This window comes from Plantibacter sp. CFBP 8798 (assembly GCF_014841195.1).
GTDB classification, from domain to species: domain Bacteria; phylum Actinomycetota; class Actinomycetes; order Actinomycetales; family Microbacteriaceae; genus Plantibacter; species Plantibacter auratus.
The window spans coordinates 679,178-701,313 of the sequence record NZ_JACYTS010000002.1; the positions used below are offsets into that span (position 1 = coordinate 679,178).

The 22,136-nt window shown below is 70.0% G+C and carries 14 protein-coding genes; 6 read left to right on the top strand and 8 right to left on the bottom strand.

Annotated elements, in window-relative coordinates; all coding sequences use genetic code 11:
• The first annotated feature begins 67 nt into the window (after positions 1-67).
• A complete protein-coding gene (locus IFU30_RS10215; RefSeq protein WP_342450847.1) occupies positions 68-1,789 on the top strand; it encodes a long-chain-fatty-acid--CoA ligase in 1,722 nt (573 codons plus the stop codon).
• Positions 1,790-1,791: 2 nt separating this feature from the next.
• Here IFU30_RS10215 and ligA read toward each other — a convergent pair whose 3' ends face one another.
• Complete coding sequence (gene ligA, locus IFU30_RS10220; protein WP_192005106.1) at positions 1,792-4,119, bottom strand: NAD-dependent DNA ligase LigA; 2,328 nt, start codon at positions 4,117-4,119, stop codon at positions 1,792-1,794.
• A 151-nt stretch (positions 4,120-4,270) separates the two neighbouring features.
• Here ligA and IFU30_RS10225 point away from each other — a divergent pair, with 151 nt between their 5' ends.
• The gene (locus IFU30_RS10225; RefSeq protein WP_079705678.1) at positions 4,271-5,749 is read left to right on the top strand and encodes a sugar porter family MFS transporter; all 1,479 of its coding nucleotides are present in this window, start codon (positions 4,271-4,273) and stop codon (positions 5,747-5,749) included.
• 61 nt (positions 5,750-5,810) lie between these two features.
• Here the strand turns inward: IFU30_RS10225 and mnmA are convergent, their stop codons facing one another.
• Together mnmA and IFU30_RS10235 are read right to left on the bottom strand one after the other, a co-directional pair.
• Positions 5,811-6,929 carry a tRNA 2-thiouridine(34) synthase MnmA gene (gene mnmA / locus IFU30_RS10230; RefSeq protein WP_229938575.1) on the bottom strand — a complete coding sequence of 373 codons (1,119 nt, stop codon included), beginning with the start codon at positions 6,927-6,929 and terminating at the stop codon, positions 5,811-5,813.
• Positions 6,930-6,989: 60 nt separating this feature from the next.
• Complete coding sequence (locus IFU30_RS10235; RefSeq protein WP_159878423.1) at positions 6,990-8,213, bottom strand: cysteine desulfurase family protein; 1,224 nt, start codon at positions 8,211-8,213, stop codon at positions 6,990-6,992.
• Positions 8,214-8,281: 68 nt separating this feature from the next.
• Between IFU30_RS10235 and glgX the strand changes: the two genes are divergently transcribed.
• Both glgX and ybaK read left to right on the top strand, forming a co-directional pair.
• Entirely contained in the window at positions 8,282-10,324 is a 2,043-nt protein-coding gene (glgX, locus tag IFU30_RS10240) for a glycogen debranching protein GlgX (protein WP_192005107.1), read from the top strand.
• Positions 10,325-10,326: 2 nt separating this feature from the next.
• On the top strand, positions 10,327-10,818 hold the full coding sequence (gene ybaK / locus IFU30_RS10245; protein WP_192005108.1) for a Cys-tRNA(Pro) deacylase: 492 nt from the start codon (positions 10,327-10,329) through the stop codon (positions 10,816-10,818).
• A 57-nt stretch (positions 10,819-10,875) separates the two neighbouring features.
• Here ybaK and glgP read toward each other — a convergent pair whose 3' ends face one another.
• Positions 10,876-13,449 carry an alpha-glucan family phosphorylase gene (glgP, locus tag IFU30_RS10250; protein ID WP_192005109.1) on the bottom strand — a complete coding sequence of 858 codons (2,574 nt, stop codon included), beginning with the start codon at positions 13,447-13,449 and terminating at the stop codon, positions 10,876-10,878.
• Between the two features lie 172 nt (positions 13,450-13,621).
• Between glgP and IFU30_RS10255 the strand changes: the two genes are divergently transcribed.
• The gene (locus IFU30_RS10255; protein ID WP_192005110.1) at positions 13,622-15,676 is read left to right on the top strand and encodes an alpha-1,4-glucan--maltose-1-phosphate maltosyltransferase; all 2,055 of its coding nucleotides are present in this window, start codon (positions 13,622-13,624) and stop codon (positions 15,674-15,676) included.
• A 65-nt stretch (positions 15,677-15,741) separates the two neighbouring features.
• On the top strand, positions 15,742-17,964 hold the full coding sequence (gene glgB, locus IFU30_RS10260; RefSeq protein ID WP_192005461.1) for a 1,4-alpha-glucan branching protein GlgB: 2,223 nt from the start codon (positions 15,742-15,744) through the stop codon (positions 17,962-17,964).
• A 78-nt stretch (positions 17,965-18,042) separates the two neighbouring features.
• On the opposite strand, the gene IFU30_RS10265 is transcribed toward glgB, so the two are convergent.
• From IFU30_RS10265 to IFU30_RS10280, 4 genes are all read right to left on the bottom strand, one after another.
• Complete coding sequence (locus IFU30_RS10265; RefSeq protein WP_192005111.1) at positions 18,043-19,023, bottom strand: tetratricopeptide repeat protein; 981 nt, start codon at positions 19,021-19,023, stop codon at positions 18,043-18,045.
• Entirely contained in the window at positions 19,020-20,882 is a 1,863-nt protein-coding gene (locus tag IFU30_RS10270) for a hypothetical protein (protein WP_138946842.1), read from the bottom strand. The genes IFU30_RS10265 and IFU30_RS10270 overlap by 4 nt, the downstream gene beginning before the upstream one ends.
• Positions 20,883-21,000: 118 nt before the next feature.
• Positions 21,001-21,744, bottom strand: a complete 744-nt coding sequence (locus IFU30_RS10275) for an alpha/beta hydrolase (RefSeq protein ID WP_192005112.1) — start codon at positions 21,742-21,744, stop codon at positions 21,001-21,003.
• Between the two features lie 52 nt (positions 21,745-21,796).
• Positions 21,797-22,087, bottom strand: a complete 291-nt coding sequence (locus IFU30_RS10280; RefSeq protein WP_071260877.1) for a hypothetical protein — start codon at positions 22,085-22,087, stop codon at positions 21,797-21,799.
• Between the last annotated feature and the right edge of the window lie 49 nt (positions 22,088-22,136).

Here is a 22,136-nt window from a genome sequence, read left to right on the forward strand (position 1 = left end):
GGCGGTCGCTCCAGTCTATTCGCCAGGGACGTGGTCGTCCGTCGGGCTCCGCCCCTACAGTGGGACGGTGACCCAGAACGACTCGAGCAGCCGTCCCCGTCCCCCGCACGAGCGTCCCTGGCTCGCGAGCTACGCCGCCGACGTGCCGGACGACATCCCTGAGCAGACCGGCAGCCTCGGCGATCTCGTCGAAGCCTCCGCCGCGAGCTACCCGGACGCCGTCGCGCTGGAGTTCTTCGGGTCGACCACCACCTACACGGAGCTCGAGACGCTCATCGCCCGTGCCGCCGCCGGCCTGCGCGCACTCGGTGTCCGGGCGGGAGACCCCGTCGCCCTCATGCTCCCGAACTGCCCGCAGCACATCGTCGCGTTCTACGCGGTCCTCAGGCTGGGCGCCGTCGTCATCGAGCACAACCCGCTCTACACCCCCCAAGAACTCCGCCACCAGTTCGAGGACCACCGCGCGACGTTCGCGATCGTCTGGGACAAGGTCGCCGAGCACCTGCAGGACTTCCCGGCCGACCTGGCGGTGCACTCGCTCGTGACGATCGACGTGACCCGGGCGATGCCGCTCCACATGCGCGCCGCTCTCCGTCTGCCCATCCCGAAGGCGAGAGCCTCACGGGCTCAGCTCACCGCGCCGGTCTCGGGCACCGTGCGGTGGGAGCAGCTCCTGACCTCGGGGCCGCTGCCGGCGAGCCACCCGAAGCCCGCGACCGACGCCCTCGCACTCATCCAGTACACGAGCGGGACGACGGGCTCGCCCAAAGGTGCTGCACTCACCCACGGCAACCTGCTCGCGAACGCGGCGCAGTCCCGTGCCTGGGTGCCCACGGTGAAGCGCGGGGAGGCCGTCGTCTACGCGGTGCTCCCGATGTTCCACGCCTACGGCCTGACGCTCTGCCTGACCTTCGCCATGAGCATGGGCTCGCGCCTCGTCCTCTTCCCGAAGTTCGACCCGGCACTCGTCCTCAAAGTCATGAAGAAGCGACCGCCGACCTTCCTGCCCGCCGTCCCGCCCATCGCCGACCGACTCCTGACCGCGGCGACCGAGCAGGGCGTGTCGCTGCAGGGCACCGAGATCGCCATCTCGGGCGCGATGCCGCTGCCGCACGACCTCGTCGTCCCGTTCGAAGCCGCGTCCGGCGGCTTCCTCGTCGAGGGCTACGGGCTCTCCGAGTGCTCACCGGTCATCTCCGCGAACCCGGTCTCGACCGCGCGGAAGCCCGGGACCATCGGCCTCCCGCTGCCGAGCACCGAGGTGCGCGTCGTGGATCCCGACGACCCGGAGACCGATCGTCCGGCCGGCGAGGCGGGCGAGTTGCTCGTCCGCGGCCCGCAGGTCTTCAACGGCTACTACAACAAGCCCGAGGAGACCGCCGCCGTCCTGCTCCCAGGCGGTTGGTTCCGCACCGGTGACATCGTGTCCATCGACGAGGAGGGGTTCATGACCGTCGTCGACCGGATCAAGGAGCTCATCATCACCAGCGGGTTCAACGTGTCGCCGAGCGAAGTCGAGCAGGTGCTCCGCGGGCACGCGTCGGTCGCTGACGCCGCCGTCGTCGGGCTCCCCGATCCCCACTCCGGCGAGCAGGTCGTCGCGGCCGTCGTCGCGGCTCCCGGTGCCACCGTGGATCCGGATGCCCTCCGAGCCTGGGCGCGGGAGATCCTCACCCCGTACAAGGTGCCGAAGCGGGTCGTCGTCGTCGACGAACTCCCCAAGTCGCTCATCGGCAAGGTGCTGCGGCGCCAGGTCCGCGACGAGCTGCTGCAGGCCGACCAGGACTGAGGTCAGTCCGTCGGCACCTCGTCGGCGGACGCCGCACCCTCGGCCTCATCCGCGGCCGGGGCCTCCGGCTCGCCGAGCGCCGCCGGACCCTCGGAGACGAGCAGGGCGAACTGCTCGGCGTCGATGATCCGCAGACCGAGTGCTTCGGCCTTCGCGAGCTTCGACCCGGCACCCGGGCCGGCGGCGACGAAGTCGGTCTTCTTCGAGACGCTCGACGCAGCCTTCCCGCCCGCCTGCACGATCGCTTCCAGCGCGCCCTCCCGGGTGAAGCCGTCGAGCGAACCGGTGGCGACGACGGTGACACCGGACAGCACACCACCGGCCGCGACCGCCGCGCCCGGCCCCGGGTGTCCGGGTGTCGCCCACTGCACGCCCGCCGCAGTCCACTCCTCGACGATCTCGCGATGCCAGTCGACCTCGAACCAGGCGATGAGGGCGTCGGCGATGATCCCGCCCACGCCGTCGACCTCTGCGAGCTCGTCGCGGGTGGCCGCACGGATGGCATCAAGTGAACCGAAGTACTCCGCGAGTGACCGGGCGGCGACCGGGCCGACGTGGCGGATGTTCAGTGCCACGAGCAACCGGGCGAGCGGGCGGGTCTTCGCGCCGTCGAGGTTGGCGAGGAGTTCGATCGCGTTCTTGGACGGCACCGAGGACTCGTCGCCGTCGAACTCGGCCGCGGCCGGATCGTGCACGCCGTCCCTCTTGGCGCGTCGGCGGCGGAAGGGCGTGACGCGCTTCTCGGATCCGTCCTCGTTGAGCTTGGGCAGCCCGGTCTCGTTGTCGCGGACGATCACCGTGACCGGGAAGATGTCGGCCATCGTGAGCGAGAAGAGTCCGGCCTCAGTCGTCAGCGGTGGTTCCGCGGGCTCCACCGGCTGGGTGAGCGCCGCTGCCGCCACCTCGCCGAGCGCCTCGACGTCGAGCGCGCCACGGGAGCCGATGTGCTCGACGCGTCCGCGCACCTGCGCCGGGCAGCTCCGCGCGTTCGGGCAGCGCAGGTCGATGTCGCCCTCCTTCGCGGGGGCGAGGGGGGTACCGCACTCGGGGCAGCGCTCGGGCATGACGAACTCCCGCTCCGAGCCGTCGCGGAGCTCGACGACCGGGCCGAGGACCTCGGGGATGACGTCGCCGGCCTTCCGGAGGACGACGGTGTCGCCGATGAGCACGCCCTTCGCCTTCACGACGTCCTGGTTGTGCAGGGTCGCCTGACGCACCTCGCTGCCGGCGACGAGCACCTTCTCCATGACGGCGAACGGGGTAGCGCGGCCGGTGCGCCCGACGCTCACGACGATGTCGAGGAGCTTCGTGTTCACCTGCTCGGGCGGGTACTTGTAGGCGATGGCCCATCGCGGAGCACGACTCGTCGCGCCGAGCTCGCCGTGGAGCGCGAGATCGTCGACCTTGACGACGACGCCGTCGATCTCGTGCTCGACGCTGTCGCGGTGGGCGCCGAAGTACTCGATGAAGTCCGCCGCGCCGGTCGCCTCGTCGTGGACCCGGTAGTGCGAGGAGGTCGGGAGCCCCCAGCTGTGCAGCAACTCGTAGACCTGCGACTGCCGGGCGACGGGCGGCTGTTCCCAGGCGCCGATGCCGTGGACGAGCATCTGCAGTCGGCCGAGCCGGTCGTGCATGAGTGCGAGCTGGGCCGGGTTCTTGCTCTCCGCCTTCTGGCGCAGGGAACCGCTCGCCGCGTTGCGCGGGTTGGCGAAGACCCGTTCACCGGCGGCCGCCTGGTTGGCGTTCAGTTCGCGGAAGGCCTCGACCGGGAAGAAGATCTCGCCCCGGACTTCGACGACCTCCGGGAACTCGACCTCGGGGTCGGACGACGTCAGGCGTTCGGGGATGGAACGGATGTACCGCACGTTCTCCGTGACGTCCTCGCCGACGACGCCGTCGCCGCGCGTGGCCGCGCTCACGAGGCGGCCGCGCTCGTACCGGAGGTTGATGGCGAGGCCGTCGATCTTCAGTTCGCAGAGGTACTGGACGGACCCTCCGGCGTCGCGCTCGACCTTGGCGGCCCAGGCGAGGAACTCCTCGATCGAGAAGACGTTGTCGAGGCTGAGCATGCGCTCGAGGTGGGTGACCGGGGCGAACAGCGTGGTCTCGGCACGCCCACCGACGGTCTGGGTGGGGCTGTCCTGGCTCTGCAGCTCGGGGAAGAGACGCTCGAGCTCCTCGAGCCGACGGAGCATCGCGTCGTACTCCTCGTCGGAGGCGAGCGACTCGTCGCGCTCGTAGTACGCGTCGCGAAGCTCGAGGATGCGCGAGGTGAGTTCCTCGGCCTCGGTCGATGCCTGCTGGAGGGTCTGTCCGGTGCTGTTCGCCACGGCGTCCAGTCTACGAGCGGCGTCCGACACCGGCGGGCGCTTGACACCCGGCACGTCCTCCCAGATGTGCGCAACCGGGTCGGGGCGGGTCTCATCGAGGAGTAGGGTGTCGCAGTGCCGCAGGAACCATGCGCGCGGAATCGGAGGAACCATGTCCCAGTCCAGCAGTCCGGGAACGGGGGCGGCTCCTACCAGCAAGCAGCTGACCGCGCGCGTCATCGGCATCTCCGTCTCGGCCGCGGTCGGTGGCTTCCTCTTCGGATTCGACTCCTCCGTGGTGAACGGCGCGGTCGACGCGATGCAGGACCACTTCGCGCTCAGTGAGGCGCTCATCGGCTTCGCGGTCGCGTCAGCGCTGCTCGGTTGCGCGCTCGGCGCCTACCTCGCGGGCCGGATCGCCGACAGCCGCGGCCGCATCTTCACGATGCTGCTCGGTGCAGGCCTGTTCTTCATCTCCTCCTTCGGAGCCGGCTTCGCCTTCTCCCCCTGGGACCTCGTGATCTGGCGCATCGTCGGCGGGCTCGGTATCGGCATCGCCTCGGTCGTGGCTCCGGCGTACATCGCCGAGATCGCCCCGAGCGCCATCCGCGGCCGTCTCGCCTCGCTGCAGCAGCTCGCCATCACGCTCGGCATCTTCGCCGCGCTCCTGTCCGACTCCGTCCTGGCGGGCGCCGCCGGCGGCGCCTCGAACCCGCTGTGGTTCGGCGTCGAGGCCTGGCGCTGGATGTTCATCGCCTGCGCGCTCCCGGCCGTGGTCTACGGCGTGCTCGCGATGCGGCTCCCCGAGTCGCCCCGGTTCCTCGTCCGCAAGGGCAAGTCGGACGAGGCCCGTCGGATCTTCGCGACCGTCTGGCCGCAGGAGGAGGTGGATCGCGCCGTCAAGCTCGCCGAGCAGGCGGTGAAGGACGATGAGCAGCAGAAGAAGGCGACCCTCTGGGGCGGACGCTTCGGGCTCCTGCCGATCGTCTGGATCGGCATCATCCTGTCGATCTTCCAGCAGTTCGTCGGCATCAACGTGATCTTCTACTACTCGACGACGCTGTGGAAGGCCGTCGGGTTCCAGGAGTCCGACTCGCTCCTCATCTCGGTCATCACCTCAGTGACGAACGTCGCGGTCACCGTCGTCGCCATCCTGCTCGTGGACCGCATCGGTCGACGGCCGATCCTCCTCGCGGGTTCCATCGGTATGACGGTCTCGCTCGGCGCGATGGCGATCGCGTTCACGCAGTCGGTCACCGACAGCGCCGGCGAGGTCTCGCTGCCCCAGCCCTGGGGCACGATCGCCCTCGTGGCCGCCAACGTGTTCGTCGTCGCGTTCGGCGCGTCGTGGGGACCGCTCGTCTGGGTGCTCCTCGGCGAGATCTTCCCGAACCGCCTGCGCGCGAAGGCGCTCGGTGTCGCGGCGATGGCGCAGTGGATCGCGAACTTCCTCATCACAGTCAGCTTCCCGGCCCTCGCCGCGTTCTCCCTGCCGGTGACCTACGGCATGTACGCGCTGTTCGCGCTCCTCTCGTTCGTCTTCGTCCTCGCGAAGATCCCCGAGACGAACGGCCTGACGCTCGAGGAGGCGGAGACCCTCTTCGTCAAGAAGCCCAAGAAGTCCAAGGCGGGCGCACAGACCCGATCCTGACGACCGACGCAGAACGCCCGACGAGCCTGGCTCGTCGGGCGTTCCGTCGTTCCTGGGGTCCTCAGGCGGAGGCGGCGGCTCCGACGGGCACCGCACTGACGGTGCGGTCGATCGTGAACTGGCCGAGGACGCGCGTCCCGCTGTACAGCACGGCGGTCTGTCCGGGAGCGACGCCGTCGAGTGGCGTCTCCGGGTGGACGACGAGCTCGCCGTCGACGAGCGTCAGTGCGGCGGGAACCGGATCGGCGTGCGCTCGGATCTGGACGTCGCACGGGATCGGTGCGACACCGACCTCCGGAGCCCTCCCCGCCCAGGTGAAGCGCGAACCGGCGATCTCGCCGATGGCGAGCGCCTCCTTCGGCCCGACGACGACCGTGTTGTCCTTCGGACGCACCTCGAGGACGAAGCGCGGACGTCCATCCGGCGCGGGCACGCCGAGGTGCAGGCCCTTGCGCTGGCCGACGGTGAAGGCGTGGGCACCCTCGTGCGAACCGACGACGGCTCCGTCTCGGTCGAGGACCTGGCCGGTCTCGGTGCCGACCCGCTCCCCCAGCCAGCCCTTCGTATCGCCGTCGGGGATGAAGCAGATGTCGTGGCTGTCGGGCTTGTTCGCCACCGTGAAGCCGCGCTCCGCGGCCTCGGCTCGGACCTCGGCTTTCGACGGTGTCGCGCCGAGCGGGAACATCGAGTGCGCGAGCTGTTCGGCGGTGAGCACGCCCAGGACGTACGACTGGTCCTTGGCCCAGGCACTCGCGCGGTGCAGCTCACGATCACCCTCGGGGCTCGTGACGATCGTGGCGTAGTGACCGGTCACGACCGCGTCGAACCCGAGGTCGAGCGCCTTCTCGAGCAACGCCGCGAACTTGATCTTCTCGTTGCAACGCATGCACGGGTTCGGGGTCCGGCCGGCGCGGTACTCGGCGATGAAGTCGTCCACCACGTCGAGCTTGAAGCGCTCCGAGAAGTCCCACACGTAGTACGGGATGCCGATCAGGTTCGCCGCACGCTGGGCGTCCATCGAGTCCTCGATGGTGCAGCACCCGCGACTGCCGGTCCGGAGCGTGCCCGGCATCCGGCTGAGCGCCAGGTGGACGCCGACCACCTCATGGCCTGCGTCGACGGCGCGTGCCGCTGCCACGGCGGAGTCGACTCCGCCACTCATCGCTGCCAGAACTTTCACCGGGCAAGTCTACGCGCCAGCCGCTGGACGGCCACCTGCAAGCGGTGACGAGACGGCTGCTCAGGGACGAGCGCCCAGCGCCGTGTCGCGGTCGGCGGAACCGGCCCGACTCGCCTGTGCGTACGCGCGCGGCAGGGCCTGGAGGAAGTCGTCCACGTCCGTCTCGGTCGTCGTCCGACCCAGCGTGATCCGGAGGACCGATCGGGCCTCCGTCTCCGGGCGTCCCATCGCGAGCAGGACATGCGACGGTTCCGGGACGCCGGCCTGGCAGGCGGAACCCGTCGAGACCGCCACCCCTGCGAGGTCGAGGAGGAAGAGCATCGAGTCTCCCTGTGCGCCGGGGAACACGAAGTTCGCGTTCGACGCGAGTCGCTCGCTGGGATCGCCCGTCAGCTCGGCCTCCGGAACGGTCGCCCGCACGCCGGCCACGAGTCGGTCGCGCAAGGTGCCGAGACGCTCCTGCTCCGCGGTCCGCTCGAGCGCCATGAGCTCCGCGGCGACGGCGAATCCGACGGCTGCCGCGACGTCCTGCGTGCCGGAGCGGAGTCCGCGCTGCTGTCCGCCACCGTGCTGCAACGGCTCCACCACGGCTGCGCGGCTCACGACCAGCGCTCCGATCCCCACGGGACCACCGATCTTGTGCGCGGAGACGCTGAGCGCGACGAGACCACTGGCACCGACCGATCCGGATGCGGCGCGAAGGTCGGCGAGGTCGATGGGGAGGTGTCCGTAGGCCGAGACCGCGTCCAGGTGGAACGGCACCGCGGCCGCTGCGGCGAGCGCCGCCAGCCGGACGACGGGCTGGATGGTGCCGACCTCGTTGTTCGCCCAAAGCGCCGTCGCCACGGCGATGTCGGGGCCGTGGTCGGCGAAGCGCTCGGCCGCCGTGTCGAGTGAGACCCGGCCGAGGTCATCGAGCGGGATCCAGAGCGGGGATGCACCCTCGTGGCGCTCGAGCCATTCGACGGTGTCGAGCGTGGCGTGGTGCTCCCCCGCGGGTGCGAGCACGGCGGCGCGGCGTCGATCCTGCTGGCGGTGCCAGTAGAGCCCCTTGAGGGCGAGGTTGATGGATTCGGTGCCGCCGGAGGTGAAGACGAGTTCGATGGGGTCGCACCCGAGGGTCGCAGCGACCCGCTCACGTGCCTCTTCGAGGAGGCGGCGGGCCTGTTGCCCGGGGCCGTGGATGGAGGCCGGGTTGCCGACGGTCGCCATCGCGGACGCGTAGGCCTCGATCACCTCGGATCGCACCGGGGTCGTCGCGGCGTGGTCCAGGTACACCACCATGCCGCTCCTCCCCTCGCCGCGGTGTCCGCGGATCTTCGCGCACTCCCGCACTCACTACTGTAGAACCCATGAACGCTGGTGACCCCTTCCACGATCTCGGCGTCCGCCTCGGCCCGTCCGGTGGTGAGCTCCGTGTGTGGTCCGAGCATGCGGATGCCCTCGAACTCGTGATCTTCGACGACAAGGATCTGAACTGGATCACCCACTCGGTCGAGATGACCCGCGGCGACGACGGGGTCTGGAGTGGGAGTTCCGAGGAGCTGGTGCTCGGCCGACGCTATGCGGTCCGCGCCTCCGGGCCGTCCTCGCCGAACAACGCCTTCGACCCGAGCCTCCTGCTGCTCGACCCCTACGCCCGCGGCCTCGCCCGGGTGTCGGCCGAGCAGTGGCGTTCCGTCGTCGTCGACGACGCGTTCGACTGGGGCGGTGTGCAGAAACCCCGTGTCCCGCTCGACCGGACCGTCGTGTACGAGGCGCACGTCAAGGGGCTGAGCAAGCTGCACCCCGACGTGCCGGAGGAGCTGCGGGGCACGTACGCGGGCCTCGCCCACCCCGCGATGATCGCGCATCTGCGCGATCTCGGGGTGACGAGCGTCGAACTGCTGCCGGTGCACGCGTTCACCTCTGAGCAGCGTCTCATCAAGCAGGGCCTCGTCAACTACTGGGGCTACAACACCCTGAACTTCTTCAGTCCACAGGCCTCCTACGCGACGAAGACGGCTCAGGCGGGTGGCGCGGACGAAGTTCTCCGCGAGTTCAAGGGCATGGTGAAGCTGCTGCACGAGGCCGGCCTCGAGGTCATCCTCGACGTCGTCTACAACCACACCGCCGAGGAGGGGCCCGGCGGCCCCCGCACGAGCTTCCGCGGCATCGACAACGCGACCTACTACCGTCAGGACGCCACCGGCGCCTACATCGACGTGACGGGCTGCGGCAACACCGTGGACTTCGGCCACCCGGTCCCCCAACAGCTCGTGCTCGACTCGTTGCGGTACTGGGCTGACGAGGTGCAGATCGACGGCTTCCGGTTCGACCTCGCTGCGACGCTCGGTCGGAACGAGGCGGTCGAGTTCACGCCCGACCACCCCCTGCTCGAGGCGATCGTCCACGAGCCGTCGCTCGTCGACGCGAAGATGATCGCCGAGCCCTGGGACGTCGGGATGGGCGGCTGGCAGACGGGGAACTTCCCCGCCGGTTGGCACGAGTGGAACGACCGGTACCGGGATCGCGTCCGCAACTTCTGGCTCTCCGACATCGACTACGCGAGACGGGCGGACGCCCCGGTCGGGATCGGTGGGTTCGCGACCCGTCTGGCCGGATCGAGCAACACCTTCTCCGCTGAGCGCGGTCCGCTGGCCTCCGTCAACTTCATCACGGCCCACGACGGGTTCACCCTGGCCGACCTCGTCTCGTACGACGTCAAGCACAACGTCGGGAACGGCGAGTCCAACCGCGACGGCACGGACAACAACCGTTCCTTCAACCACGGTGCCGAGGGCCCGACGGACGACCCCGCGATCCGCGCCGCTCGTCGCAAGGCGATGCGGAACCTGCTCGGCACGCTCCTGCTGTCGGCGGGTGTCCCGATGCTCACGGCGGGCGACGAGTTCGGGCGGAGTCAGCGCGGCAACAACAACGCCTACTGTCACGACTCCGAGCTGACGTGGGTCGGATGGACGAGGGAGCCCTGGCAGGACCAGTTGCTCGCGCACAGCCGCCGGCTCCTCGAACTCCGGCGCGAACACCCCGCCCTCCGACCGGAGCACTTCGCCGCCGCCGGGACGACGGTGCCCGGCGCGAGCGTCATGGACTGGTTCGACGCCTCGGGCGCGACCATGAGCACCGAGGACTGGACGAGTCCCCGGAACCGGACACTGCAGTTCTTCTCGACCAGCACGCCGGAGTCCGAGGAGCTCGACCGCGTGCTGCTCATCGTGCACGGCGTCGAGCAGCCGGTCGACGTCACCCTGCCCGAGCACGAGGGCGTGACCGCGTTCGTGCGCATCTGGAACTCCGCGGACGATGCACCGACGTCCGAGGAGGAGCAGTTCGTCCCCGGCCAGACGGTCCCGGTCTCGGCGACGTCGATGCAGCTCTTCCGAGCCGTCTGACGATGGCGAAACGCAGGGCCGAGGGAGGCGTCACCCCGGCGACGGTGACGTTGACCTCGCTGGGCATCCCCTTCACCCCGCGCTCCTACCGTCACGACCCGTCGGTGACGGCCTTCGGTCTCGAAGCCGCCGCGGCGCTCGGAGTCGACCCGCCCAGGGTGTTCAAGACCCTGCTGGCGGAGGTGGACGGGTCGCTCGTCGTCGCGATCGTCCCGGTCGCCGACCAACTCGACCTCAAGGCGCTCGCGGCGGCCCTCGACGGGAAGCGGGCGACGATGGCGGACCCTGCCGTCGCCGAGCGGAAGACGGGCTACGTGGTCGGCGGCATCAGCCCGATCGGGCAGCGCACCACGCTCCCGACGGTGCTCGACGAGAGCGCCTTCGAGCACGAGACGGTGTTGGTCTCGGGTGGTCGGCGCGGGTTCGACCTCGAACTCGCCCCGTCCGACCTCGGATCGGCCGTCGCCGCCGTCGTCGCGCGGATCGCCAGATAGTCGGATCCCTCGACGCACCGGTCTCAGGGTCGCACCGGCGCGTCGGAGGAGATCGCCCTACTGGTCCGCCACGGCGACGAGCCCGAGTTCCGCGGGGGTGAGGAGCAGCTCGTGTCTCGGCACGATGCGCACCGTGTACCCGAACCCGCCGGCCCGATCGAGGGGAAGCGTCCCGGCGTACTCGAGCGTGTGCTCCGGCCGACTCGTCGACGGGGACTGCTGCTGCTCGAGCGGCTGCGTCCGGATGTCGAGCAGTTCACCTCCGGCACCGGGAACCCCGCAGACCACCTCGACGGTCACGTCCTCGGGTGACAGCGATCCCAGCTGGACGTAGGCGCGCAGCCGCAGCACGTCACCGACCTGCGGGACCGCGTCGACACCGCCGCTCTCGACATGGGCGACCGCCAGCTGCGGCCAGGCCTCGCGCACCCGCTGCTTGTAGGCCGCCAGCTCGCGCGCCCGCTGCTGATCGGACGCGTTCAGCTCGCGCTCCATCGCCGCCGCCGGGAGGTACATGCGCTCCGTGTACTCGCGGACCATGCGGTCGGCGCTGAGCGGTTCGGACAGCGTCGAGATCGTGTGTCGCACCATCTGCATCCAGCGCTGCGGCAGCCCGTCGTCCTCGCGCTCGTAGAACCGCGGTACCAGCTGGTGCTCGAGGATCTCGTACAGCGCGGTGGCCTCGAGGGCGTCGCGTTCCTCGTCGTCCGCCGCCCCGTCCGCCGACGGGATGACCCAACCGTTCTCGCCGTCCGCGTACTCGTTCCACCATCCGTCGAGGATCGACAGGTTCAGTGCTCCGTTGAGTGCGACCTTCATGCCGGACGTCCCGCAGGCCTCGAGCGGACGCAACGGGTTGTTCAACCACACGTCACAGCCGGGGTAGAGCGTCTTGGCCATCCCGATGCCGTAGTCCGGCAGGAAGACGATGCGCGATCGGAGCTCGGGATCCTGGGCGAACTGCACGAGGCGCTGGATGAGCCGCTTGCCGTCGTCGTCCGCCGGGTGTGCCTTGCCCGCGACGACGATCTGGACGGGCCGTTCGGGGTGGAGCAGGATCGCGCGCAGTCGGTCGGGATCGCGCAGCATGAGGGTGAGCCGCTTGTAGCTCGGCACACGCCGGGCGAACCCGATCGTCAACACCTCGGGGTCGAGCAGTTCGTCGATCCAGGACGGGAGCACCGCTTGCGGGTTCTGGGTCCGATACCCATCGGCGATCCGGCGCCGCACGTCGGCGACGAGGCGCTCCCGCATACCGTGCTTCCGCGACCAGAGCTCGGCGTCCGAGAGCGAGGGATCGGACCAGTCCGCCCGACTCGTGTCGGTCGTCCCCCACCGGTCCACGGCGAGGTCGACGAGCGACGGATCCGTCCAGCTCGGGGCGTGGACACCGTTCGTGATCGACGTGATCGGCACGTCCGAGACGTCGAAGCCGGGCCAGAGCCCTCGGAACATCGCCCGGCTCACCTCGCCGTGCAGCCGACTGACGCCGTTCGCGCGCTGCGCCAGACGCAGGCCCATGATCGCCAGGTTGAACACGTCGGCCGAGCCGCCGTTCGCCGTCTCGTCGCCGAGTGCGAGGACGTCCGGTGCGGCGACGCCCGGGAGCAGGTCACCGCTGAAGTAGCGCGTGATCACCTCGCGGTCGAACCGGTCGATCCCGGCTGGAACGGGGGTGTGCGTCGTGAAGACGGTCCCGCCGCGCACGAGCTGCAGCGCCTCGTCGAAGGAGAGTCCGTTCCCGACGAGGTCGCTGATCCGCTCGAGCCCCAGGAAACCGGCGTGGCCTTCGTTGGAGTGGTAGACCTGCGGCAGCGCGTGGTCCGTGAGCTCGCTCCACTGCTTGATCGCTCGGACGCCGCCGATGCCGAGGAGGAGTTCCTGCAGGAGTCGATGCTCGCCACCCCCGCCGTACAACCGGTCCGTCACGCCGCGCAGGTCGGCGACGTTCTCCGGGATGTCCGTGTCGAGCAGCAGCAGTGGCACCCGACCGACCTCGGCGATCCAGACCCGTGCCGACAGGCTCCGGTCGTCGGGGAGCGCCAGGGTGACGGTGACCGGTGTCCCGTCCGGTTCCCGGAGCACGGTGACCGGGAGTCCGTCGGGGTCCTGCACGGGATAGGACTCCTGCTGCCAGCCGTCGTTCGTGATCGACTGCGCGAAGTATCCGGAGCGGTACAGGAGACCCACGCCGACGAGCGGCACCCCCAGGTCGGAGGCGCTCTTGAGGTGGTCGCCGGCGAGGATGCCGAGTCCGCCCGAGTACTGCGGCAGGGCCGCGGCGATTCCGAATTCGGGCGAGAAATAGGCGATCGTCTGTGGCTTCGGGTCCGGGAGGCCCTGGTACCACCGCGGCTCCTGCAGGTACCGGCGGAGGTCGGCGTGCAAGGCGTCGGCCCGGCCGACGAAGTCCGCATCGGCGGCGAGTTCCGCCAGTCGCTCCGGTGTCACGAGTCCGAGGCCGCTGATCGGATCGTGGTCGGACTCGCGCCAGACGTCCGGTGCGATCTCGTCGAACAGGCGCTGCGTCGGCTCGTGCCACGACCACCGCAGGTTCGCAGCGAGGGCGGTGAGCGAGGTCAGGGACTCGGGGATGAGCGCGCGGACGGTAAACCTGCGGATAGCCTTCACGCGCTCACTCTATGGCAACCGCGGAACGCACCCGAACGCTCATCGGGCGGCCACCCGGGACACGGCAGCGCCCAAGGCCTTAGCATGACGCGCGACACCCCGCGCGCCCCTTCATCGGTGGTCGTTTCGCGGTACGGTCGGACCAGTGGCACCGAAGGAGATGGAACGCACTATGCCGAAGTCAGTACCGCAGTCCTCCACCGTCGACGACGCCGTTCCGGTGTCGCTCACGCTGTCCCCGAGCATCGGGCGCATCCCGATCCTGGATCCGACCCCCTCGGTCGAAGGTGGCCGCTGGCCGGCCAAGGCGTTCGCGGGCGAGGTGGTGCCGTTCGGTGCGACCGCGTTCCGCGAGGGACACGACCTCATCGGGGTCGAGCTCCTGCTCACCGATCCGCGCGGGAAGACGGTCGCGCATCGGATGGCTCCGGGCGCCCCGGGCACGGACCGCTTCGAGGTCGAGGTCCAACTCGCGACGGAGGGTACCTGGCGGTACCAGGTCCGCGCCTTCGCCGACGAGTTCTCGACCTGGGAGCACAACGCCCGGGTCAAGATCGAGGCCGGCGTCGACGTCGAGCTCATGTACCTCATCGGCGCGGAACTCCTCGAGCGCGCCGCGACGGACAAGCTCCGCCCGGCGAAGGACCGCCGCTTCCTCACCGCCGCCGCCAAGCTCCTCCGCGACACCGACGCCGAGCCGGCAGCGCGGTTCGCGGTGCTCGACGACCCCGAACTCCTGGCCATCGCCGACCGCCGGCCGTTCGCCGGTCTCGCGAGCACGAGCGACGAGCGCGTGGTCCGCGTCGAGCGAACCCGGGCCGGCGTCGGTTCCTGGTATGAGTTCTTCCCTCGGTCGGAGGGTGCCGAGCGGAACCCGGACGGCTCCTGGACGTCGGGCACCTTCCGCAGCGCAGCCGGTCGGTTGCCGGCCGTCGCCGCGATGGGGTTCGACGTCCTCTACCTGCCGCCCATCCACCCCATCGGCGTGACGTTCCGCAAGGGGCCGAACAACACCCTCACGCCCGGCGAGCACGACCCGGGTTCCCCCTGGGCGATCGGTGGTGCCGCGGGCGGTCATGACGCGATCCATCCCGACCTCGGCACGGAGAAGGACTTCGTCGCCTTCGTCCGCCAGGCGAAGAAGGTCGGCCTGGAGGTCGCCCTCGATCTCGCGCTGCAAGCGTCGCCGGACCATCCCTGGGTGACCGAGCACCCCGAGTGGTTCACGACCCTCCCCGACGGCACGATCGCATACGCCGAGAACCCGCCGAAGAAGTACCAGGACATCTATCCGGTCAACTTCGACAACGACCCCGAGGGCATCCGGGCCGAGGTGCTGCGCATCGTCCGGCACTGGATCTCGCTCGGTGTCCGCATCTTCCGCGTCGACAACCCCCACACCAAGCCGCTCGACTTCTGGGAGTGGTTGCTCGCGACCGTCAACCGGACGGACCCCGACGTCGTGTTCCTCGCGGAGGCCTTCACCCGTCCGGCCCTGCTGCAGGGTCTGGCGAAGGTCGGGTTCCAGCAGAGCTACACCTACTTCACGTGGCGCAACACGAAGGAGGAGCTCGAGGAGTTCCTCGGCGCGGCAGCGACCGAGACCGCGGACTTCCTCCGGCCCAACCTGTTCGTGAACACCCCCGACATCCTCACCGAGTACCTCCAGTTCGGTGGCCGGGCGGCGTACAAGGTGCGTGCGGCGATCGCTGCGACCGCCGCGCCGACGTGGGGGGTCTACGCCGGGTACGAGCTCATCGAGAACGTCGCCCGTCCCGGTGCCGAGGAGAACATCGACAGCGAGAAGTTCGAGTATCGTCCGCGGGACTGGGCCGCTGCGGAAGCCGCCGGCACCTCGCTGTCGCCGTACCTCACCCTGCTCAACCAGATCCGGCGTGCGCATCCCGCCCTCCGGCAGTTGCGCAACATCAGCTTCCACTGGAGCGACGACGACCAGATCCTCGTCTTCAGCAAGCATCTCGACCAGCGGTTCACCGGCACCGGTGAGCACGACACCCTGCTCGTCGTCGCCAACCTCGATCCGCACTCGGTCCGACAGACCATGGTGCACCTCGACCAGACCGTGTTCGGCGGCGTCCCGGGCGGCAGCTTCGACGTCACGGACCTCGTCACGGGAGCCGAGTGGATCTGGTCCGACAGCAACTTCGTGCGCCTCGACGCCTTCACCGAGCCCGTGCACATCCTGAGCGTGAGGATCCGACCATGACCACCAGCCCTGTGACCCCAGACGGAGCCGCTGCACCGAAGCGCTCCGGCCGTCGAGCCGCACCGATGCCTGTCGACGCCACACCGGCGCCCCGGGAGCTCCCGCTCCCCTCCGTCGAGGACTGGATCCTCGACGCCGTCGCGGAGGGCCGCTATCACGATCCGCACCAGATCCTCGGCCAGCACCTCGTCGACCTCGGCGGGGTGAGCGACCCTCTCGTGGTCGTCCGCGCCAGACGCCCGCTGGCCGAGCAGGTGACGGCGGTGCTCGCCAACGGTGCGCGCGTGGAGCTCGCGCACGTCCGCGCCGGCATCTGGCAGGGCTTCCACGTCGACGGAATCATCGACTACACGCTCGACGCCCGCTACGGCGACGGATCGATCTGGAACGCCGACGACCCGTACCGGTTCGCGCCGTCGATCGGCGAACTCGACCTGCACCTCATCGGCGAGGGTCGTCACGAACGGCTCTGGGACGCCCTGGGCGCACACGTCACCGAGCTGCGTGGGGTCACCGAGTCGGTCGCCGGCACCGCGTTCGCAGTCTGGGCACCCCACGCGCGCGCGGTCCGGGTCATCGGCGACCTCAACTCCTGGGACGGCACGGCGCACGCTATGCGCAACATGGGTGCGACGGGTGTCTGGGAGCTGTTCATCCCCACCATCGGCGCCGGCGAGCTGTACCGCTTCGAGATCCTGACCCAGCACGGCGACTGGGTCCGCCGGTCCGACCCGATGGCCCGGTTCACCGAGCGCTCCCCCGCCACCGCATCCGTGACCGGTGTCAGCGACTACCGCTGGACCGACGAGGCGTGGCTCGATCGGCGGGCCGCGAGCGATCCCCACAACGGACCCATGAGCGTCTACGAGCTGCACGTCGGCTCCTGGCGTCCCGGGCTCGGCTACCGGGACCTCGCGGACCAGCTCATCGAGTACATCGCTGAGCTCGGCTACACGCACGTGGAGTTCATGCCGCTCGCCGAGCACCCCTTCGGCGGGTCCTGGGGCTACCAGGTCACCGGCTACTACGCGCCGACCAGCCGCTTCGGTTCGAGCGACGACCTCAAGTACCTGATCGACCGTCTCCACGGCGCGGGGATCGGCGTCCTCATGGACTGGGTGCCCGGCCACTTCCCCAAGGACGAGTGGGCCCTCGCGAACTTCGACGGTCAGCCGCTCTACGAGCACCCCGACCCGCGACGTGGCGAACAGCCGGACTGGGGCACCCTCGTCTTCGACTTCGGCCAGCCCCAGGTCAAGAACTTCCTGGTGGCCAACGCCCTCTACTGGCTCGAGGAGTTCCACGTCGACGGCCTGCGGGTCGACGCCGTCGCCTCGATGCTGTACCTCGACTACTCGCGGAAGGACGGCGAGTGGCTGCCGAACGTCCACGGCGGGCGCGAGAACCTCGAAGCGATCAGTCTCCTCCAGGAGGCGAACGCGACGGCCTATCGACGGAACCCCGGCATCGTGATGATCGCCGAGGAGTCGACGAGTTGGCCCGGCGTCACCGCGCCGACGAGCGAGGGCGGACTCGGTTTCGGCCTGAAGTGGAACATGGGCTGGATGCACGATTCGCTCCAGTACATCGAGCACGACCCGCTCTACCGGTCACACCATCACGGCGAGATCACCTTCTCGATGGTCTACGCCTTCAGCGAGAGCTTCCTCCTGCCGATCAGCCACGACGAGGTCGTCCACGGCAAGGGATCCCTCCTCGCGAAGATGCCCGGTGACCACTGGCAGCAACTCGCGAACATGCGGGCCTACCTCGCCTTCATGTGGGCCCACCCCGGCAAGCAGTTGCTCTTCATGGGCCAGGAGTTCGGTCAGCCCTCCGAATGGTCGGAGGAACGCGGTCTGGACTGGTGGATCCTGGACCAGCCGAGCCACCGGGCACTGCTCGGCCTCGTGTCCCGACTCAACGCCGTGTACACGGAGCACCCGGCTCTCTGGGCCCTCGACCACGACGCCGCCGGCTTCGAATGGCTCGACGCCGGGGACGCGCAGAACAGCGTGCTCTCCTTCCTGCGCTGGGACGACGACGGCAACGTGATCGCCGCGCTCGTGAACTTCTCCGGTGCCCCCGTCGGGCCGTACCGGGTCGGTCTGCCTCGCGCGGGTCGGTGGGAGGAACTCCTCAACACCGACGCCGTGGAGTACGGCGGATCCGGCGTGGGCAACTACGGATCGATCGAGGCGTCGGCGTCACCGTGGGCGGGACGCCCGGCTTCCGCCGAGCTCACGCTCCCTCCGCTCGGCATGATCTGGCTCAAGCACGTCGGCTGACCAGGCTTCCGCAGCACCCGGATGCACCACGAAGGCCCGCCTCCTGAGGGAGGCGGGCCTTCGTCGTGCAGCGGTCGGTCAGTACAGGAGACCGGTCAACCGGGCCCTGGCCTTCATGACGCGCGGATCGGTGACGCCGGCGACCTGGAACAGCTCGAGCAGGCGCGTCCGGACGGTGTCCTTGCCCGACTGGTCGAGGTCGGGGAACAGCGTCAGCAGCCGGTCGAAGGCGTCCTCGAGGTGCCCTCCGGAGAGGTCGAGGTCGGCGACGGTCAGCTGGGCGTCGAGATCGTCGGGAGCGGCGGCCGCTCGTCCGCGGATCTCATCGAGGGTCTTCCCCGTGAGGCGGTGCAGCAGACGGACCTGGGCGAGGCCGGCCACAGCCATGTCGTCCTTCGGGTTCTGCGCGATGGCCTTCTCATACGCGGCGATGGCCGTCGGGTAGTCGGCGCGCTCGATGGCCTCGTACGCCTCGGCGTGGAGGGGCGGCAGCGGCTCTTCCACGGGCTCGGCGGGGGCTGCAGCGTCGCCATCGGCGACGACAGCCCGACCGGAGACCCCGTTCTGCTCGGCCAGCTGCAGCAACTGCTCGATCACGTCACGCACCTGCGACTCCGGGATCGCGCCGTTGAACATCGGCACCGGGCGTCCACCCACGACGGCGACGACCATGGGGATCGACTGCGCCTGGAAGGCCTGGGAGAGCTGCGGGTTCGCGTCGACGTCCACCTTGGCGAGCACGAAGCGACCGGCGTATTCCGCGGCGAGGCGCTCGAGCACCGGCGAGAGCTGCTTGCACGGTCCGCACCATTCGGCCCAGAGGTCGATGACGACGGGGACCACGGAGGACAGCTCGACGACCTGTCCGAACCCGTCGTCCGTCGCGTCGAAGACGAGGGACGGGACCTGGACGGTCTGGTCGGTCGTCGCGCCGGGCGCTTCTGCAGGCGCGCCTGCTTGCGTCGGCGCGCCGGCGGGCGGCGTCTGGTGGCGACGCGCGAGGCCGGAGAGGTCGACGGCGCCGCGCAGGTGTGCCGCGCTCGGCTCCGCGGCACTCACGGGAGCTCCGATGCGGCGATGAGGGTCTGGGTGAATCCGAGCAAGGTGATCTTCTCTCCGGAGTTGACGGCTGGCACGTAGAACAGGAGCTGGTCGCCGTAGGTGGCCTGCGTCCCCTTTGCGCTCTCGGTGATCCCGGAGAGCGCGGCTACCGCACCCGAAGGTTTCACGGTAGCACCGGCTGTGACGACGGAGACCACCTCGCCCTCCTGCACGTTGACGGCGACGATCGCGCCGGAGTCGTTGGTCGCCAGCGCGACGTTCGGGCCGGTACCGGCGGCCGCCGAGAAGGCGATGCTCGCCGTCGTCGGCAGGTTGGCGGCCTTCGTCGCGCGGTCCGCGGCGACCTGCGTGCGGAAGACGTCGCCATCGGCGTTGAACAAGCCGGCGAAGGTGCTCGCGTCGCCGTTCGTGATGATGTCGGCGTAGGCCGCGGCGATCTCCTCCGGCGGCATGACGAGCAGCTTCGAGTCCGGCGGGACGCTCGCGGCACCGATGGTCGCGGGCGCGACGTTCTCGAGTCGGGCGCCCTCGAGGAGTTTCTCCGCGTAGACGACCTGGTAGTTCGACCGCGGGTCCTGCTGGGTCATCACGAGGACCGTCGGTGACACCGTCTCGTCGGCCTTGTCCTGAATCGCGGTCATGACCGTCCGTGGCCAGGCGTCCGTCGCCTGAGGCAGGGTGAGCGTGACGGGCGAGGCGGGGATGGGGGTCGCTCCGGCGGCGTCGGCCACCTTCGAGCGGAGGGCGTAGTTCGCGGTGCGCTCCTCGAGCGCCGGCCCGGAGAACCGGACGGCCGCAGCGGTGCCGTCGAGCGCAGCATCGGCCTCGGACGCCGCCGTGGAGATCCGCGACACGATCCGTTCGACCTGTGGCACGGTGACGACGGGCGCCGCGAAGTCCTGGTCCTGGCTGTCGGCCGGCAGGTCCGTCGCGGTGACGGTGGGCGTCGGTGACGGCGCTCCGATGGTCGGCCAGTAGTCCTGGGAGCAACCGCTCAGGCCGAGCGTGCCGATGAGGACGAGCGGTACGCCCACGACGAGGGAGCGGCGGAGCGGGGAGCGCTTCGTCTTGCCGGCTCCGAGTTCACGGGGGCGGCGCGGCTTCGGTTGTCTCGACATCTTGGTGATGCCCTTCTGTCCTTGTCCCGGACCCTTGCGACGCGGGCCTCGCGAGCGACGCATGCGCTGGATCCCCGAGAGGTAGAGCACGATGCCGGCGAGGAGCACGAGGATGCCACCGGCGATCAGCGGGCCGGCCCACGGGGTGGCGTTGTCGAGTGGCCAGGAGAGGCGGAGGGAATCCGGAGCGGCGGCCGTACCGTCGGTCGCGATGAGCACGTCGATGTCCTTCGGCAGGTTCATCGTCGCGATGACCGCGCCCGCCTCGTCGTACTCGCCGAGCCAGAGGTCGGATCCGCGCGGGTCCGGGCCCTTCTCGGAGGTGGTGGTGTCGTCGGTGGCCTCGGGGGCCGGCGTCGCCGACGGCTCCGGACTCGGGGTCGCCCCGTCGTCGGTCGCGTCCGCCTCGGCGGTGACGGTGGTGGTCGTCAGGGCGGTGCCGGCACTGTTGACGCCGACGCGGCTGTAGGGCTCGTCGCCGAGCCAGGCCGTGATGTCGTCGGATCGCCCGTAGCTCATGAACACCTGGGTGTCGCCGCCCGCGCCCGCCACGATGGACTGCGCTCCCGGCTGCGACTGCAGCACGCTCCCGGGGATGACGATGAACCGATCACCGCTGTCGACCGTCGTGGACAGGCTGAAGGTGCCGGGCGAGAGGAACACGGTCCGTTGCGCGATTCCCGTCACGATCATGACGGCTGCCACGACGAACGCGGCGATGGCGAGAACGAAACGCACGGATTACTCTCCTCTGGCGTCGGAGCGACGCGGGTGATCCTGCGTCCGACGGGATCCGGCGGGTCGGGCCGGCAGGAGACGCAGGTGGTTCAGGCTATCGGAAATGACTGGGAGGCGGCTAGACGGCCGCTGAGAGGCCGGGGGCCGGCCAGTGCGTCGGGAGCGGCAGCGCCTCGGGACGCACTGCAGCGACGATCTCGGTGAGCACGCGTCGGGTCTGGCTCTCCCCCACCCACAGGTGCTTGGCACCGTCCACCGGGACGAGGGTGGCCCCGGGGAGGACGCCGAACCGTTCCGCCGCTTCCGCTGGTCGGAGGTAGTCGTCGAACTCGGGCACGAGGACGACCATCGGCCGATCGTCGCCGGCCCAGGCCCGGAGCTCGTCCTCCGTCGTGCGGTGCAGCGGCGGAGAAAGGAGGATCACGCCGTCGACGGCCGGGTCGCGACCGTACTTCAAGGCCAGCTCGGTCCCGAACGACCACCCGACGATCCACGGATGCGGAAGCCCGCGCTCGACCACGAACGCCAGCGCAGCCTCGACATCGGCCCGCTCGCCGACGCCGCCGTCGAACGCGCCGTCGCTCGTCCCTCGCGGAGACGAGGTGCCGCGGGTGTTGAAGCGGAGCACCGCGATCCCCGCGAGCGCAGGCAGGCGCGCCGCGGCCTTCCGGAGCACATGGGAGTCCATGAACCCGCCGGCGGTCGGCAGCGGGTGCAGCGTCACCAGGGTCGCGACGATCTCGCCGTCGGCAGGCACCGCGAGCTCGCCGACGAGGGTCAGGCCGTCGGCCGTGTGCAGCTCGATCTCCTCGCGGACGGCGGGGAGCTCGGCGCCACCACGGATCTCGATGGTGTCGGTCATGAGTGGGTCCTCCGGGGCAGTGTGGTCGGGTCGATACGCGGCGTGTGGGCGTTCACCGGATCCGCCAGCAGTGGGAGTGCCAGTGCCGTCGGGCAGCGATGTCGGCCTGGTCGCCCAGGACCCCGTCAGCGCGCCACGTCACCACATGGGCGGTGCCGGGCGGGATGGACTGTCCGCATCCAGGACACACATAGGTCTTCTGCGCACTGGAACCGCTGACGGGCTGGACGAACCAGGATCCGTCTCGATGGTCCTCGGTGCGTTTCCACCCCGCCATCAGCCGTTCGAGACCGTTACCCTCGTCGTCGCCGGGCCGTGGCCGGTGGCGGTGGTGTCGGGGCATGGGTCAAGTCTAGGCTCAGCCTCCACGACCGTGTCGGGAGGCGGTTCCG

Coding starts and splice junctions, on each gene's coding strand:
- glgB (WP_192005461.1), top strand. CDS start 15,742: ATGCCTGTCGACGCCACACCGGCGCCCCGGGAGCTCCCGCTCCCCTCC.
- ybaK (WP_192005108.1), top strand. CDS start 10,327: ATGGCGAAACGCAGGGCCGAGGGAGGCGTCACCCCGGCGACGGTGACG.
- IFU30_RS10225 (WP_079705678.1), top strand. CDS start 4,271: ATGTCCCAGTCCAGCAGTCCGGGAACGGGGGCGGCTCCTACCAGCAAG.
- IFU30_RS10255 (WP_192005110.1), top strand. CDS start 13,622: ATGCCGAAGTCAGTACCGCAGTCCTCCACCGTCGACGACGCCGTTCCG.
- IFU30_RS10280 (WP_071260877.1), bottom strand. CDS start 22,087: ATGCCCCGACACCACCGCCACCGGCCACGGCCCGGCGACGACGAGGGT.
- IFU30_RS10235 (WP_159878423.1), bottom strand. CDS start 8,213: ATGGTGGTGTACCTGGACCACGCCGCGACGACCCCGGTGCGATCCGAG.
- IFU30_RS10275 (WP_192005112.1), bottom strand. CDS start 21,744: ATGACCGACACCATCGAGATCCGTGGTGGCGCCGAGCTCCCCGCCGTC.
- glgX (WP_192005107.1), top strand. CDS start 8,282: ATGAACGCTGGTGACCCCTTCCACGATCTCGGCGTCCGCCTCGGCCCG.